Origin of the sequence: Leisingera sp. ANG-M7 (assembly GCF_000813965.1) — a bacterium.
Taxonomy (GTDB): Bacteria; Pseudomonadota; Alphaproteobacteria; order Rhodobacterales; family Rhodobacteraceae; genus Leisingera.
The window spans coordinates 137,161-153,006 of the sequence record NZ_JWLI01000011.1 but is presented as its reverse complement, the minus strand read 5'-3'; the positions used below and the strand labels follow the sequence as shown (position 1 = coordinate 153,006).

Annotated in this window: 18 protein-coding genes; 10 read left to right on the top strand and 8 right to left on the bottom strand. The window is 58.7% G+C overall.

Annotation, left to right across the window (positions count from 1 at the left end):
- Positions 1-66 precede the first annotated feature (66 nt).
- The 4 genes from fliP to fliF are packed head-to-tail and all read right to left on the bottom strand — an operon-like array spanning position 67 to position 3,371.
- The gene (gene fliP / locus RA26_RS14020; RefSeq protein ID WP_039184432.1) at positions 67-810 is read right to left on the bottom strand and encodes a flagellar type III secretion system pore protein FliP; all 744 of its coding nucleotides are present in this window, start codon (positions 808-810) and stop codon (positions 67-69) included.
- Entirely contained in the window at positions 807-1,103 is a 297-nt protein-coding gene (locus tag RA26_RS14015; RefSeq protein WP_019295234.1) for a FliM/FliN family flagellar motor switch protein, read from the bottom strand. The genes fliP and RA26_RS14015 overlap by 4 nt, the downstream gene beginning before the upstream one ends.
- Positions 1,096-1,695: a hypothetical protein gene (locus RA26_RS14010; RefSeq protein WP_039184431.1), complete on the bottom strand. Its 600-nt coding sequence runs from the start codon at positions 1,693-1,695 to the stop codon at positions 1,096-1,098. Before RA26_RS14010 ends, RA26_RS14015 begins: the two co-directional genes overlap by 8 nt.
- Positions 1,695-3,371: a flagellar basal-body MS-ring/collar protein FliF gene (fliF, locus tag RA26_RS14005; RefSeq protein ID WP_039184653.1), complete on the bottom strand. Its 1,677-nt coding sequence runs from the start codon at positions 3,369-3,371 to the stop codon at positions 1,695-1,697. The genes RA26_RS14010 and fliF overlap by 1 nt, the downstream gene beginning before the upstream one ends.
- Positions 3,372-3,490: 119 nt before the next feature.
- Between fliF and RA26_RS14000 the strand changes: the two genes are divergently transcribed.
- The 10 genes from RA26_RS14000 to RA26_RS13955 all read left to right on the top strand — a co-directional run bounded on the left by RA26_RS14000 (position 3,491) and on the right by RA26_RS13955 (position 13,309).
- Entirely contained in the window at positions 3,491-4,015 is a 525-nt protein-coding gene (locus RA26_RS14000) for a flagellar basal body-associated FliL family protein (protein ID WP_039184429.1), read from the top strand.
- Between the two features lie 9 nt (positions 4,016-4,024).
- Positions 4,025-4,474: a hypothetical protein gene (locus RA26_RS13995; RefSeq protein ID WP_039184427.1), complete on the top strand. Its 450-nt coding sequence runs from the start codon at positions 4,025-4,027 to the stop codon at positions 4,472-4,474.
- Positions 4,474-5,079, top strand: coding sequence for a MotE family protein (locus RA26_RS13990; RefSeq protein ID WP_039184426.1), 606 nt, complete (start codon positions 4,474-4,476; stop codon positions 5,077-5,079). Before RA26_RS13995 ends, RA26_RS13990 begins: the two co-directional genes overlap by 1 nt.
- A gap of 78 nt (positions 5,080-5,157) precedes the next feature.
- The gene (gene motA / locus RA26_RS13985) at positions 5,158-6,027 is read left to right on the top strand and encodes a flagellar motor stator protein MotA (protein ID WP_039184425.1); all 870 of its coding nucleotides are present in this window, start codon (positions 5,158-5,160) and stop codon (positions 6,025-6,027) included.
- Positions 6,024-8,513 (top strand): hypothetical protein, encoded by a 2,490-nt coding sequence (locus RA26_RS13980; protein ID WP_193747620.1) that lies wholly within the window; start codon positions 6,024-6,026, stop codon positions 8,511-8,513. The genes motA and RA26_RS13980 overlap by 4 nt, the downstream gene beginning before the upstream one ends.
- A 130-nt stretch (positions 8,514-8,643) precedes the next feature.
- Positions 8,644-8,964 (top strand): hypothetical protein, encoded by a 321-nt coding sequence (locus tag RA26_RS13975; protein WP_039184424.1) that lies wholly within the window; start codon positions 8,644-8,646, stop codon positions 8,962-8,964.
- Between the two features lie 52 nt (positions 8,965-9,016).
- Positions 9,017-11,050, top strand: a complete 2,034-nt coding sequence (flhA, locus tag RA26_RS13970) for a flagellar biosynthesis protein FlhA (RefSeq protein ID WP_446720177.1) — start codon at positions 9,017-9,019, stop codon at positions 11,048-11,050.
- The gene (locus RA26_RS13965) at positions 11,047-11,826 is read left to right on the top strand and encodes a flagellar biosynthetic protein FliR (protein ID WP_039184421.1); all 780 of its coding nucleotides are present in this window, start codon (positions 11,047-11,049) and stop codon (positions 11,824-11,826) included. Before flhA ends, RA26_RS13965 begins: the two co-directional genes overlap by 4 nt.
- Positions 11,823-12,914, top strand: a complete 1,092-nt coding sequence (locus RA26_RS13960; protein WP_039184420.1) for an EscU/YscU/HrcU family type III secretion system export apparatus switch protein — start codon at positions 11,823-11,825, stop codon at positions 12,912-12,914. Before RA26_RS13965 ends, RA26_RS13960 begins: the two co-directional genes overlap by 4 nt.
- The gene (locus RA26_RS13955) at positions 12,911-13,309 is read left to right on the top strand and encodes a hypothetical protein (protein WP_039184418.1); all 399 of its coding nucleotides are present in this window, start codon (positions 12,911-12,913) and stop codon (positions 13,307-13,309) included. Before RA26_RS13960 ends, RA26_RS13955 begins: the two co-directional genes overlap by 4 nt.
- 77 nt (positions 13,310-13,386) lie before the next feature.
- Here the strand turns inward: RA26_RS13955 and RA26_RS13950 are convergent, their stop codons facing one another.
- Genes RA26_RS13950 through flgG form a run of 4 tightly spaced genes read right to left on the bottom strand, consistent with a single transcriptional unit; the run spans position 13,387 to position 15,837 of the window.
- Entirely contained in the window at positions 13,387-13,881 is a 495-nt protein-coding gene (locus RA26_RS13950; protein ID WP_039184417.1) for a flagellar basal body-associated FliL family protein, read from the bottom strand.
- Positions 13,882-13,889: 8 nt separating this feature from the next.
- Positions 13,890-14,630, bottom strand: a complete 741-nt coding sequence (gene flgH / locus RA26_RS13945; RefSeq protein ID WP_052272432.1) for a flagellar basal body L-ring protein FlgH — start codon at positions 14,628-14,630, stop codon at positions 13,890-13,892.
- On the bottom strand, positions 14,630-15,052 hold the full coding sequence (flgA, locus tag RA26_RS13940; RefSeq protein ID WP_039184416.1) for a flagellar basal body P-ring formation chaperone FlgA: 423 nt from the start codon (positions 15,050-15,052) through the stop codon (positions 14,630-14,632). Before flgA ends, flgH begins: the two co-directional genes overlap by 1 nt.
- On the bottom strand, positions 15,052-15,837 hold the full coding sequence (gene flgG, locus RA26_RS13935; protein ID WP_039184415.1) for a flagellar basal-body rod protein FlgG: 786 nt from the start codon (positions 15,835-15,837) through the stop codon (positions 15,052-15,054). The genes flgA and flgG overlap by 1 nt, the downstream gene beginning before the upstream one ends.
- Positions 15,838-15,846: the final 9 nt, after the last annotated feature.

The window sequence follows — 15,846 nt, the reverse complement described above, 5'->3', positions numbered from 1 at the left end:
TGGCTCTGCCGCAGAAAAAAGCCGGACACAAAATGTGCCCGGCGTCTTCAGCTTGGATCGGAATGTTCAGGGATAGTAGCTGCGGACCAGTGCGGTGGCGATCAGGCTCCAGCCATCGGCGACAACAAAGAACGCCAGCTTGAAGGGCAGGGAGACGATGGCTGGAGGGACCATCATCATCCCCATCGACATCAGGATCGCGGCAACGACGAGATCAATCACAAGGAAGGGCAGGAACACCAGGAAACCGATTTGAAAAGCCCGGGCAATTTCCGACAGCAGAAAGCTTGGCACCAAAGCCGACAGAGGTGCCTCAGGCACCGGGTCCAGGCCCTGTGTCTCGGGTCTGAGATCTGCAATTGCATAAAACGTGTCCGGATCAAGCCTATTGGCCATGAATACCCGGAACGGCTCCAAGCTGCGCGTGATGGCTTCGCCGGGCTCCAGCCGCTCTTCCAGAAGCGGGTTGATTCCCGTGGACCAGGCTTCGGTGAAGACCGGTTCCATCACGAAATAGGTCAGAAACAGCGCGAGGCTGATCATCAGCATGTTGGGGGGCGCCTGCTGCAGCCCGATGCCCTGGCGGAGGATGGAAAGAACCGTCACCAGGAACGGGAAGCAGGTAATCATGATCAGCAGGCCCGGGGCTAGGCTGAGCACAGTAATCAGCAGGATCAGCTGGATAGAACGGGCGGATATCGACTGCCCGTCAGCCAGTGAGAGGCTCAATTCTTGAGCCAGGGCGGTGTGCGGCAGGGCCAGCAGCAGAACTGAGACCAGAGCCGCCCGCACAAATGTCGTATGTGTCATCCCAAACCGCTTTGCAGATCGGCAATTTCCGTCAGGCGCACGGCCAGCTGGCCCGCCTGGTCGCCTTCCAGTTCTTCCAATTGGCCGCGGGCCACAAGGCGGTCACCTACATACAGGTCCACCGGGTCCTCGACCCGCTTGTCCAAGGTCAGAATTGCGTTTTCACCGAGGCTGACCAGGTCGCGGATCAATGGCCGGGCCTTGCCGACCGAGACGACCACTTCGACTGGAACCGAAACGAAAGGGTTGCTCGCATCGGCAGATTTCATGTTCAGATCGGCCGCGTCATCCATAATGGCTGTCCTCATTTGCGTGATAGGTAAAGGCTTCGATCGAATCTTGGATGGACTCGAGAAGGGCGTCGCAGTTGATTTCGCACTCCGCTCCGCCCACGCTCAGATACGCTTGGCCCGGCGACAGAACGCTGTCTTCCCGAACTGTCACCGGTACGGAAAACTTCTCCGGCAGCAGACTGCGAACCGCAGCGCCTTCGCCTGGAGAAACCACGATTTGCATCGGCTGGTCGGTCTGCCCCTTGGCCATGCCTGCCAGCTGATCGACGATATGATGCCCGAAGGATGCCGCCATTGCGTCCGGTAGAACCGCACTGGTCAGCACCTTGAACATCGGATCCAGCGAGTCGAGCAGCTGGCTTTGCGCTTCCTGGTAGGTGAAATTCAGGTCCTCAAGCGAGCTGGCAAGCTCGGCTGAGATCCGGGTGTTCTCCTGATCCTTTGCCGTCACCGCGTCATCCCAGCCGGCACTATAACCGTTCTCAAAGGACGCCAGGCGCTGTTCTTCGATGAGCTCCTCGGAAATTGCAGGCAGAGCAGGCTCCACCGGTGTCTTCATACCGAAGTCTTCTAGCAAATGTGCAATCGTCATCAGGCCTGTTCCTTACTCTCTTCCAGCCAGCCGCGCAGGATTTGGACCGTTTCTTCCTGCCGTTCGCCGATGAGGCTGCGCAGGCGGTCGACGGGATCGCCCGTGCTGCCGCCCATGGAGGGCAGGCCAATGGCGCCCATCATATCCCCTGTGCCCATCTCAGGCAGGCCGCCCAGCGGCTCGAACTGTCCGGTTTCGTTGTTTTCAATTTCGCCATCCAGGGCCAGTCCGGCGCCCAGGTCAGGTGCGGTCATGAAGCCATCGCCGCCCATTCCGGGAAGCCCGGGCAGCGCATCAGCCCCGCCACCAGGTGCTGGAAGCGCAGTTGCCGAGGCTCCCTGGTTCGACAGGATCGGCCGCACAACAAACAGGCCCAGTATCAGGCTGACGATGGCGAGAGCGGCGATTTGGATCAGCGACATGGCGTCAAAATTGAGCTTGTCCATGAATGAAGAAGTCGCCACGACGCCCTGCGGTTCAACGGCCGGCAATTCCATGGATTTGAGCGTGATCACGTCTCCACGGTCTGCGTCAAAGCCGACCGCCGCTGAAATCAGCTCGCGCATTGCTGCCAGTTCTTCTTCAGGGCGGGGCTGGAAAACGGATTCTCCAGCTTCGTTGGTAGCGGCAGTTCCATTGATCAGGACCGCAACGGTCAGGCGCTTGATAGCACCCGGGCCACGAAGGATTTCTTTTTCAGTTTCCGAGATCTCATAGTTGATTCTCTCCCGGGTAGCGCTGGTGTTTGCCTTGGAACCTTGGCCAGAGGCTGCGTCGCCGTCAGGAATATTGGATGCAACTGTGACCTCGCCGGACTGGTTCGTGGAAGAATCAGCGCGTTCTTCGACATCGGTGCTCACAGCTACACGGCTTTTCGGGTCCACCAGCTTCTCGCGGATCGATTCGGTGTCAGTGATGGTTTCCACACTGACTTCGACGACGGCATTGCCCTGGCCCACGCGAGCCTCGACAAGCCGCAGCACGCGTTCCCGAATCGTTTGCGAGCGGTCATCGGTACCCGCAGCAGCTGCTGCTGAGGTATCAGAGGAGCCTATCAGGGCACCGTTGGCATCAATAACGGCCACGTTGTCCACAGCCAGTCCGGTAACAGCGGACGACACGAGAAAGCGGATTGCATTGGCCTGGGCCGGCGTGATCGGAGAACCCATCGGCACAATGGAGACTGAAGCTGTGGGTTCGACAGTCCGCTGAAAGGGATTTGACCCTGTATTTGCAATATGCACCCGTGCCTGGCTCACATGCGGGCTGGCGACGATAGTGCGGGCCAATTCGCCTTCCTTTGCGCGCCAGTATGCGGCATCAAACATCTGTGAGGTGGTGCCGAAACCGCTAAGCGAATCAAGGAGTTCGTATCCCTTACCGCCATTGGCAGGCAGGCCTTCGCTGGCCAGTGTCATACGAAGTTCATCGCGTTGCGTGGATGGCACATAAATCGAGCCGCCGCGCACTTCAAATTGGGTGCCGCGCTGTTCCAGCGCCCGTACCACATCTCCGGCCGAGCCGCTTTCCAGCCCGGCATAGAGCAGTGTCATTGTTGGCTTGCTTGCCACGTGGGACATCGCGATGACGCTGAGAATCATGATCACCGTGGCTCCCACGGCAATCAGACGCTTTCTCATGTCCATTTCTGCCCAGACATTCTTGATCTGCTGCACATTAACCTCCGTCGCACCGGCGTTCTCTCCGGCATGCAACCGTTTTGACGGATCGGCCTTAACATTCGGTTAGTTCCTCGCAGGTTATGAAGAAGCTGCACGACGTTTTAGGGATAGCCATGACAGACGCTGCAGTAGATATCGAAGCAGAGACCCCGGCCAAGAAAGGCAAACTGCCCCTGATCATTGGGGCAGTGCTGGCACTGGCAGGGGCAGGCGGTGGATTCTTTGCCGTACAGTCAGGCCTTCTTCCCTTTGGTCAGAAAGCGGCGCCAGAACCGGCGCCCGCGGCCGAAGTGGCGCCAGAAGGCGTGGACACAGGTGAGACGGCGAATGACATCGCCAACCTTGCTTTCATCGAAATGGACCCGATTCTGATTACCCTGCGCAAAGCCAGCGGTTTGAAGCATCTCAGGTTCCGCGCGCAACTAGAGGTCAGCCTGGCACACCAGGCTGAAGTCGAAAGAGTCCTCCCGCGGGTTGTCGATGTCCTGAACAGCTATCTGAGAGCATTGGAGCTGGAGGATCTTTCAGATCCGATGGCGCTGCCGAAACTGAGGGCACAGATGCTGCGGCGGATCAATATTGCCACCGGCCAGGGCCGGGTGCGTGATCTGCTGATTATGGATTTCGTACTGAACTAGGAGGACAGGATGGACATAATTGCTGATATCCTGCTTGCGGCCGGAGCGCTGGGCGCCGGATTCTATTGTCTGGTGCTGTCGCGCCGACTGAAGCGGTTCAATGACCTGGAAAAAGGTGTCGGCGGAGCGGTCGCCGTTCTGTCTGCACAGGTGGATGACCTGAACAAATCGCTGCAATCGGCCCAGCAGGTGTCTGACGGGTCCAGCAAGGCTCTGCAGCAGCTGACCGGCCGGGCCGAATCTGTGGCTCAGCGGCTGGAACTGATGATGGCGTCGATGCACGACCTGCCCGAGGCCGGTGCTGCAGCCCCTGCGCCAGCGGCATCCGCTGCCGAAGACGCGGCATTGGCAGCAGCCTATGAGTCTGACCCGCAGCCTGCTGCCGAGGCACAGGAAGAACCGAAGTCCGCCGGATTGATGTTTGTGCGCCACAACCGCAGCCAGAATCGGGTGGCGTGATGGCGAAGAAAACCAAACGATTCCGGCGCAGCGGCACCCTGATGATGCTGGCGCTGCTGCTGATGGGCTCTGCCGTGGTGCGGCTGGGGCTTGAAGCAGGGCCTGCAATTGCGCGTGAAGTGGCGAGCCTCAAGGAGGCGGGCCAGGAAGATGCCGCGCATAACGGGCAGCCGCAGCGTGACGCGATGCCGACATCGGCAGAGTTGCAGACAATGCTGGCTGCATTTCAGCAGAGGGAAGAGGTCTTGGCTGCCCGCGAGGCGGAGATCGAGGACCGGATGAAGGCGCTGGAAATTGCCGATCAGGCGATTGATATGAAACTGGCTGCGTTGGAGCAGGCGGAAGAGAATCTGCGTGCGACTCTCGCACTGGCTGACGGGGCAACGGAAGCGGATGTATCCCGGCTGACGACGGTTTATGAGCAGATGAAACCCAAGGAAGCCTCAGCATTGTTCGAGGAAATGGACCCGGCATTTGCCGCGGGTTTCCTGGCCCGGATGCAGCCAGAGGCGGCAGCAGGAATCATGGCAGGCCTCAGCCCCGAAGCAGCCTATACGATCAGCGTGGTCCTGGCCGGACGCAACGGATCCGTGCCCAAGGAATAACTTGGGCGCGGTGGCTTAGTCTTTCCTTAGGAAGACTCGCCTAAACTAATAAAAACCAACGGAATTCGGAGTGCACCTATGATCGGGATTGTAGGCATTGTGGTGATCTTTGCCATGGTGTTCGGCGGATACCTTCTGGCCGGCGGCAAGATGGCGATCATCCTTAAGTCGCTGCCGTTTGAAATGATGATGATTGGCGGGGCTGCGGTCGGTGCCTTCCTCATTGCCAATGACATGGGCGGCGTGAAGCACACGCTCAAGGACATTGGCAAGGTGTTCAAGGGCCCCAAATGGAAGCCGGATGATTACCGCGATCTTCTTTGCCTGCTGTTTGCGCTGATCCGCATCGCAAGGGCCAATCCGGTTGAAGTGGAGCAGCATATCGAGGATCCGGAAAACTCTTCTGTGTTCAACAAGTATCCCAAGATCCTGGGGGACAAGGAAGCAGTGAACCTGATTTGCGACACCATGCGCTCGGCCTCGATGAATTATGATGACCCGCACCAGGTCGAGGAGGTGCTGGAAAAGCGTATGGAGGCGAACCTGCATCACGCGCTGCACTCCAGCCACGCGCTGCAGACCATGGCTGATGGCCTGCCCGCGCTGGGGATTGTTGCGGCTGTTCTGGGTGTGATCAAGACCATGGGTTCGATCGACCAGCCGCCAGAAGTTCTGGGCAAGCTGATTGGCGGCGCGCTGGTTGGTACCTTCCTTGGTGTTTTCCTGTCCTATGGACTGGTTGCGCCTTTTGCGGGCAAGGTGAAGGCCGTGGTCGAAGAGGATTCCCACTTTTATCAGCTGATCCGCGAAGTGCTGGTAGCCAACCTGCATAATCACGCCGCGGCCATCTGCATCGAGGTCGGCCGCCAGAACACTCCGTCGCATTTCCGTCCAGGCTTTTCGGAACTTGAAGAAGCCCTCAAATCGGTGAAACAGGACGCAGCATGATCTGGCGAGCATTTGCCACCGCAGCTTTTCTGCTGACATCGGGTGCTGTCCACGCGCAGACGATAGTGACCCGATCAGGCGAGCACAAAGGGTTCACACGCCTAGTGATGCGGCTGCCAAACGGGGCAGACTGGTCGCTGACTCAAAGCGGTACCACCGCAACGGTGAATATTGCTGCGCCCGAAGCTGTTTTTGATACGTCGCGCGTCTTTAACCTGATTCCCCGGACACGGCTGCAATCATTGGCGCAAAACGGTCCGGGTCAGCCTCTTCGCCTGCAGCTGGGATGCGAATGCACCGTTACATCCTACGTCCAGAAAGACGGATATCTGGTGATCGACATCCGTGATGGCGGCAAACCGGCTGCGAAACCTCAGTTCAGATCGGCGGTATCCGTTCTGCCGCTCACGACCCCGGCTCCAGAAACGGGCTACCGGTTCGGGTTCTCCCAGCCGGCTGCAGCAGATGCCCGCCTGGCGCTTGAACTCGCAGCGGCGATTTCGGGACAACGGGAACGCCGGCAGGCAGCGCTGCCGGGCGAAGAGACGGGTCCGCCGCGGGCAAGCAAAGCTACCGATTCTGACGTTGCCGAGGGGGCCGCGCCGGACCTGAAAGACGTGGAACTGCCGCTTCTCGGCAGTCAGACCAGGGCAGAAAAAATGACCCCGGAACCTGACACGGAGGCCACGGAAGAGGCCGCACCAGCTAGGATCCCCGAAACAGGCTTGCTGCTCGATATGGACGAATCTGAGCGCGCGGCTGCGGTTGGCGAATCCGAACGCCGGTTGCTGCAGCAAATAGGACGTGCTGCAAACCAAGGTCTTTTGAATGTCACGCTTGATGGTCTTCCGCCCGGGGAAATGTCAGCAGGGTTGGATCCGCTTGGCGGGACTGGCAGGCCGCTTGATCCGCTGGACCATATCTCCGTTACCTCGGCAATTGACCGGGAAACCGGGCTGATCGCTGCCTTGATGGATGACAATGGTGAAGATTCGCATTGCCTGAAGGACCGGGATGTCGCCATTCAGGACTGGGGAGATGAAAGCCCGTTTTCAGACCAAGTGGCCCTGCTGCGCAGCGGGCTGGTTCGGGAATTTGATGATGTGAACCCGGAAACGGTTCAGGCGCTTGCGCGGCTCTACTTGTACTTTAGCTTTGGAGCCGAAGCCCGTTCGATCATGACGTTCCTGCCGCCAGAGCAGCAGGAAAGTGCAGAAGTGGCATTGCTGGATACATTGGCAATGCTGATGGACGGCACACCCCTGCCAGTCAACCACGCGCTTTCCGGGCAGCAGCGCTGTGACGGAGACAGTGCCTTGTGGGGGGCATTGGCTGATGGTGCTGTGAAGCGCAGTGCTAACTCGGATGCCATTCAGCAAGCGTTTTCCAAGCTTCCGGTGCACTTGAGGGTGCATCTTGGTCCAAGGGTCAGCAAAATGTTTGCCGAAGCTGGCAATCATCACGTTGCCGAGGCCGTGCTGCGATCGGTGGACCGGACTGGAGTGGAGGAAGTTCCCGAAATTAACCTGGCTGAAGCCGCAATTGCTGAACTGGAAGGCGATACCAAAACAATGGCTGAGGAGCTTACCAGCGAAGTCGCCGAGCGGACTGGTAACGCGCCTGCAGCATTGATTGACTTGGTTGCGCTCAGCGTCAAGGAACGTAAGGCTTTGTCACCGGATGTACCGGATCTGATTGCCTCCTATGAGCTGGAAAACCGGGAAACTGAGCTGGGGGCGGATTTGCGTCTCGCTCTGGTCGCGTCATTGGCGCTGATGGGGCAATTCCACGAAGCGTTCGAGGAACTGAAGAGCGTGTCAGACAGGGACGGGCCGATTGCGCGGGCCGAGGCGATGGAGCCGCTGATGCAGCTTCTGACAGAGCGTGCCGATGACGTGACTTTCCTTCAGTATTCCCTGGTGTTTTCCAAGCAGGCAACGCCGGCTGAGGCGGCGCCGGTGGCAGCGCAGGTGGCGCGCAGGCTGCTGAATCTTGGCTTTTCCAGCCAGGCTCAGGAATTGCTGACCAAACTCGCGTTGGAATCGGAGGACGAAACCCGCCGCCTGCTGATGGCTGAAGCTGCCTTAGACCTAGATAAACCGCACCGGGCTCTTGTGGAGCTGATGGGTCTTGACGGGGCCGAAGCCAACCGGATGCGGGCGCAAGCCCTGTGGCGAAATGGCGAATACGGACGGGCAGGGGAATATCTTTTGGCCGAAGATGAAGCAGATGCTGCCGCCCGTGGTTTCTGGCATTCTGAAAACTTGGGTGCAGTCGAAGCAATCGGAACAGACGCTGCGGAATCTTTCGGACCCGTTGCTTCGGTAACCTCGCAGATCGGCGAGACAGTTCAGGACCCTGTGGGCCTGGCGCCGCTGGCCCACGCCCGGGCGCTGGTTGAAAGCAGCGAAGGAACCCGGGGCGGTATTGCCGATCTTCTGAGCCAAATCGGCAAGGGTGTCGCGCAGCCTGCTGGTAATCAGTAAATCAAACACAGCACCAAAGCTTCACCGGCTGCCTCTTCCATGGGGCAGCCGGTGCTGGTTCTGATAACACTTTGTCAACCGCCTGCCGGTAACGTCACAAACGGGTGAATCCTGATTTGGAACGGGCAGAATGCCGGATAACTATATATTCTTTGGCCCGCTTGGGCTGTTTCAACGCGCGGCGGCCGCAGGCTGCAGAGACGAAGTAAACACGCGTGCGCTGGTCAAACTTCTTTCAACAGAAATCGTGCCGTTCTTCCGGCCGGCCGGAGGGAGGGAGTTTGATTTCAAAAAAATGCGAATGCTATCCAGTCTGATTCCCGCTCTGCTGCAGGTGTCACCGGAAAAATGCGGATCCGTCTATACACCTGCCTGGCAGCTTAAGAGGTTGTGCGGCTGGCACTGCAGCTCGAGCGTGAAATTCAACGAGCGAGGCGTGACCTGTGCCTAAGCTGACGACAGAGCAACTTTTCAGTCCGACCGTGCTTTTGGCTCTGGCTCTGATGGCGATCATTGTGATGATGATCCTGCCGATGCCAGCCTGGGTTCTGGATGTCGGCCTCGCAGCCTCTTTTGCACTGGCCATCCTGATCTTTACAATCACGCTTTTCATCGAACGGCCGTTGGATTTTTCTTCCTTTCCAACAATTCTCCTGGCGTCGCTGATGCTGCGGCTGTCGCTGAATGTGTCCTCGACCAAACTGATCATCGGGCAGGGTCATACTGGCACTGACGCGGCGGGAGGTGTGATTGAGGGCTTTGCCCAATTTGTCATGGGCGGCAGCGTTTTCCTGGGCCTTGTGGTGTTTGGCGTTCTTTTGATCGTCAACTTCATGGTAATCACCAAGGGTGCTGCACGGATGGCCGAAGTGGGCGCGCGCTTTGCCCTGGACGGGATGCCGGGCAAGCAGCTGGCAATTGACGCTGACATGTCGGCAGGCGCCATCGATCACCAGACTGCCAAGGAACGCCGGGAGCGCGATCAGCAGGAAACCACATTCTTCGGGTCGCTGGACGGTGCCTCGAAGTTCGTCAAGGGTGACGCGGTTGCAGGCCTGCTGATTACGCTGCTGAACCTGGTGATGGGGCTGATCATGGGCGTCCTTGTCCATGGCATGCCGGTCGGCAGCGCGTTTGAGACCTATGCCATCCTGACCGTGGGCGACGGTTTGGTATCTCAGATCCCTTCGGTGATCATTTCCATCGCGGCGGCATTGCTGCTGGCCCGCGGCGGCACCACCGGTTCAACAGATATTGCCCTGTTCGATCAGTTCGGCCGTCACCCGGCTGCGCTGATCACAGTTGCGGTATTGATGGTGCTGTTTGCCTTGGTTCCAGGTCTGCCGTTTCTGCCTTTCGTAACCGGCGGCGGTGTGCTGGGCTACACTGCCTTCCGGATGGCCAAGAAAAAAAGGGACGATGCGGAAGCCGATATCGAGGAAAAGATCGAAGAAGCCTCAGATCCGTCGGCATCCCGGCCGTTGGGCGATATTCTGGATCTTGATGATCTGCATCTGGAGTTCTCGCCAGATCTGGTCAGCATGGTACTGGATGCTGGTACCGGGCTGGATGCGCGGATTGCCAATATGCGGTCTCATATTGCCACCACATTTGGCCTGATCCTGCCCGAAATCCGGCTGACAGATCAGCATGAACTGGAGCGGGGTACTTACGTGATCAAGGTGCAAGGTGTCGAGCAAGTCCGCGGCACATTGCATCCGGAAATGGTTCTGGCACTGATGCCGGACAATCACGATGCGCTACCGCCCGGAACAGACGTCACTGAACCGGTTTACGGGGCTCCGGCCCGCTGGATTTCTGCCAAGTCGCAGGAACAGGCCGCGCTGGCCGGCGCAACAGTTGTCACGCCGCCGGAAATTCTGGCAACCCATCTTCTTGAAATCATCAAGCAGAACTTCTCCCGCCTGCTGACACTCAAGTCGCTGCGCCGTCTGCTGGATGAGATGACACAGCTCTCAGACGGTTTCCGGGCTGAGGCAAACCGCAAGCTGCTGGATGCGTTGGTGCCGGATAAAGTGCCGATGGATACCTTGCACGCGGTTCTGCGGTTGCTTCTGGAAGAGCGGGTTTCGATCCGCAACATGCCGCTGATCCTCGAATCGATTGCCGAAGCACGGATGCACACCACCCAGCCGGAGTTGATCTGCGAACATGTGCGGCAGCGCCTTGGATTCCAGCTGGTCGCCGAAATGAAGCGCGAAGATGGCACCATTCCTCTGATCCAGCTGGCACCGGAGTGGGAAGACAAGTTCTCGACATACCAAGTCGATTCACAAGGCGCCGGGCTGGATATCGCCTTGCCGCCCGATTTGTTCAACAGGCTTGCAGACGGGTTGAGCGACAAGCTGGGGACGATCACGGATCAGGGGGTGTTTGCTGCAGTGGTGACATCCACCCGCCGCCGCCGGTATCTGAAAACGATCCTGAAATCGCGCGGCATCACAAATCCAGTCCTGTCCTTCGAGGAAATCGGACTCGAAGCGCGGCCTGCCCTGGTTGGTATGGTTCAAGCATGAACCTGAATTTCCTGCCGCCGGAGCTGGTGCTGCTGTTAGGGGCAGGATTCTGGCATGCTGCAATCGTTTTCCTGCGGGTGTCGGCTATGGTTTCAGTGCTGCCCGCAATGGGGGAGCTTTATGTTCCCACCCGCGTCAAACTGGCGATTGCAGTCGCATTTACCTTTGTGGTGGCACCCGCACTGCCGCCCTTTCCTGAACCGGACGGGGTAATGGATTATGCGCGGTTTGCTGTGACTGAAGCGATCATCGGCTTGGCGATTGGCGTGGGTGCACGAATGTTTGTTCTGGCGCTCCAGACGGCTGGCACGATGGCTGCGCAAAGCACCTCTCTGTCTCAGGTTCTGGGCGGAATCGGTGCTGAACCTATGCCCGCCCTTGGGGCTGTGCTGATGATTTCAGGTGTGACCCTCGCGGTCATGATGGGGCTTCACGTCCGCATTGCGGAACTGTTGATCGGATCCTATCAAATGTTTCCCGCCGGCCAGTTCCCTGCCGCTGCCGGACTGACGGAATGGGGCGTGTTTCGTGTGTCGGAGAGCTTTTCCATGGCCTTCACGCTCGCAGCACCCTTTGTGATCACTGCCGTTATTTACAACCTAGCGCTTGGTGTAATTAACCGGGCGATGCCTCAGCTGATGGTGGCAATGGTCGGGGCACCGGTCATCACCTTCTTCGGGCTGTTTATCCTGATGGTTGGCAGTCCGATGATTTTAGATGTCTGGTCCCGTGCCTTGATGACTTTTCTTTCCAACCCAGGAGTTGGAATGCCATGAGCGGTGAAGACGACGACTCTGATAAGTCATTTGAGCCGACGGAACAAAAACTCCGAAAGGCTCGCGAGAAGGGCGAAGTTGCAAAGTCCACTGACCTTTCCGTGGCAGCTGCATATCTTGGACTGATTGTTGCCTTCTACGCGACAGGAAGTGCCAGCGTGGAGGGAATGGGAACCGCGCTGATGGCTTTTCTGGATCAGCCCGACCGGCTGGCGCCGCTGTTCTTTGACGGCGGGTCCGCAACTGCGCCATCAGGAGGCTTTGCAAGCAGTCTGCTAAGGCCAATTCTGCCGTGGTTCCTGGTGCCGTTTGCGTTGGTTCTGCTGTCAATCATCGGCCAGCGTGCCATGGTCTTTGCGCCCAGCAAGCTGGAACCGAAACTGTCGCGCCTGTCGATCATTTCCAATGCCAAAAACAAGCTTGGCCGCGCCGGGCTCTTTGAATTCCTGAAGAGCTTTGTGAAACTGGTGCTCTATTCCGTTTGCCTAGGTGTTTATTTGAGCCATCGGCTCCCGGACATGATTTCGTCCTCCGGCACCGGGCCGCAATCGGTCGTGCTGATGCTCTCGCAGCTGGCGCTGGAGTTTCTGTTCTTGGCCCTCGTCATATCACTGGCGATCGGGGTCGTTGACGCTGTCTTCCAGCACGCTGAACACCGACGCAAAAACATGATGTCGCGCAAGGAGATCCAGGATGAAATGAAGGATGCCGAGGGCGATCCGCATGTGAAAGGCAAGAGACGCCAGCGCGGCCAGGAAATCGCGATGGGCCAGATGCTGGCCGAGGTGCCGAATGCCGACGTGGTGATCGTCAACCCGACCCACTATGCGGTTGCTTTGAAATGGAGCCGCGAAAAGGGCGCCGCGCCGGTTTGCGTTGCCAAGGGGGTTGATGAAGTGGCTGCGGCGATCCGGCGTGTGGCCAATGAAAATGCGGTGCCGATACACAGCGACCCGCCCACTGCCCGGGCTTTGCATGCTGCAGTCGAAATCGGCGACGAGATTTTGGAAGAACACTATGCGCCGGTTGCGGCAGCAATCCGCTTTGCCGAGGAAATGCGAAAGCGCGCCAAGGGGAAAATAACATGAAGCAGAAGATGCTCGACCAGATGGCAGCTGTAACCGCTGCGCAGTACATGCAGGAGCACGCAAAAGTCCAACCTGCGCTGGCGCGGGAAGCGGAGCTGCGCGGCCAGCTGGCCAAACTCAATGAGCAAGTGCAGGCCGCGCGGGAACAGGCAAGCAGCGATCACGCGATGAAAGCTTTGGGTGCAGATCTTATGTGGGAGGGCTGGCACTCCCGCACCCGGCGCCAATTGAACATGGACCTGGCCAAGGCGACGGCTCAGAAGCTGAGGATGATGGATCAATTGCGCACGGCATTCGGCCGTAAGCACGCCGTGGAAACCATGGCGGCAACCGAGCGCAAGCGCCAGAAGGCTGCTCAGGCGAAAGCGTTTCTGGATAGACTGCTGGGTAGCTGAAACCACTGGGTACTTTTTAAACACAAAAGGGCCGGTCCAGCGGGACCGGCCCTTTTGTGCCGTGCGGTACAGACAGGTCAGACGTCCTGACGGGAGATTTCCATGATCAGGACGTCGTAGATCCCTTTGCCGACATGTTTCTGCGCGGCCTCACGCAGAGCGGTACGCAACGGCTCAAGAACGTCAGAGCGCGTGAAAGCCCCACGGAACCCGCCCATGTTTGCATGGTCAAACAAAACTTGCAGGAAGACATCCCGCAGTTTGGGTTCATAGGTCCGTATTTTTTCGCTGGTGCCTTTGGCCGTTTCCAGGCTGAGCGAGATCACCACAAGGGAGGTCAATTGGTCGCGATCAACAACCGGCACCACAAACTGGTTGTTGATTTTGACGTATTCGCGCAGATCCTCTTCGCTTTCCTCAGAGTGATCCTCTGCAGCGGCGGGTTCAGGCGCTGCTTCAGCGCCGGCGGCAGTGTGGTTTTCCTCAGGTGCCGGAGCCAGCATAATACCGGCGCCGATGCCGCCTGCGGTTCCGATGATCAGCAAAATTATTGGCAGAAGTTTGGACAGCATGGCAACCCTCAGAACGGCAGGACAACGTCAAGCAACTGCTGGCCGTAGCGGGGCTGCTGCACATCGGTGATTTGGCCGCGGCCCCCGTAGGAAACCCGGGCAGAGGCGATCTTGTCGTATGTGATTTCATTCTGGCGGCTGATGTCCTGAGGCCGGACATAGCCGGTGACCAGAAGCTCCCGCAGTTCGAAATTCACCCGCAACTCCTGGGAGCCGCTGATTGCCAGAACGCCATTGGGCAGCACGTCGACAACGGTTGCCGCGACCCGCAATTCCAGCTTCTCGCTGCGTTTGACGGATCCCTTGCCGCCTGAGGAACTGGAGCTGCCAAGCTCAACCGCGTCAGCGGATGACGCGCCGTCCGGGAGTTTCTCGTCCAGGCGTTGCGGCAGGCCAAGCAGGTGCGGCATGTTCATGCTTTCGGAGCCTGAGCGCGACCGCTGTGTGTCATTGGAAATTTCAGCTTCTTCGTCGATCTCGATCACCACGGTCAGGATGTCGCCGCGCTTGATGGCGCGGCGGTCTCCGAGCAGTGACTGCTGAGAACCGCTCCATAGCGAGGAGCCATCAACGGTGCGCCGGTTCTGGGTTTGCGCAGGCAGACCCTGGTAAAGCATTGCAACATGCTCCGGCGACTCATTTGCCGGGGTGAAGGAGGGCGCCTTACCCAAATGATCCATCCGGCCACAGGCCCCCAGCAGGGCGAGTCCGAAAAGCAGTGGTTTGACGGGAGAGAATTTCTTGGACATCAGTTTACCTCAACAGAGCCGTCTTGAGCGATACGGCCGGTGACGGTGGTGCGGGATGAAAGATTCATGACACGGACAGCCTCGCCGGCAGCTCCGCGGCCAAGTGCACGGCCTTCTGCGGCGATGGAAAGTCCGCCCTGGCGGAAAATCAGTGTCACAAGGTCGTTGCGTTCAACGATAGCGGGCGGGCCAATATCACCCGCGCGCAAGGGCCTGCCTGCATAAAGAGCCACGCGCGCTTCCATACCGATAACCTCTGAAGGTTCCGATAGCGCGCCAAGGATTTCACCTTTTTTCAGCGCCAGATCTTCAGCGTTTACAATTGCTTTGGCGCGGATCGTGCGAGTCGGTACGAGGTAATCCGCCCAGGCAGGCGGGGCACAGAGCGCGGCGGCAGTCAGGCAGGCAAGGACAAGTTTCATCAGCGCACCTGTGTGGTTGCGCCCATCATCTGGTCGACAGCGGAGATGACTTTTGCGTTCATTTCGTAGCCGCGCTGGGCTTCGATCAGTTCGGTGACTTCCCTTACTGCATCAACTGAACTGGCCTCCAAGTAGCCCTGGCGGAAGGTGCCCAGCCCGTCTTCGCCTGCGGTGGACACACTGGCCGAGCCGGAGGCTTCGGTTTCGGTGAACAGGTTGCTGCCAATAGCTTCAAGACCTTTGGGGTTGGTGAAGCTTGCAAGTGAAAGCTGGCCGAGAAGCTGGCCTTCGGTGGTTTCATTGAAATATCCGTAGACCTCACCCTCGGCATTGATCGAGATACTGGTGGCGTCGTCAGGAATCGTGATTTCTGGAGAAACTGCAAACCCGTCGGAGGTTACAATCAAGCCCTCAGCGGTGCGTTTCAGCGCACCATCCCGGGTGTAGGCGCTCTGGCCGGAGGGAAGGGTCACTTCCAGGTAGCCTTTGCCGTCGATGGCGACATCCAGGTCGTTGTTGGTCTGCTGCAGCGCACCTTGTGCCAAATGCACCGATACCGCCGCCGCACGCACACCAAGCCCCACCTGCACGCCGGTTGGCAGAACGGTGCCGTCGGAGGCATTTACCGTGCCGGCCCGCGAAATTTGCTGATAGTGCAGGTCGGCGAACTCGGCGCGCCGCGCGTTGTAGGCGGTGGTGTTCATGTTTGCGAGGTTGTTGGAGATTGTCTCCACCCGCAGCTGCTGGGCGCTCATGCCGGTCGCGGCGATCTTCAAGGCACGCATCTGGATTCT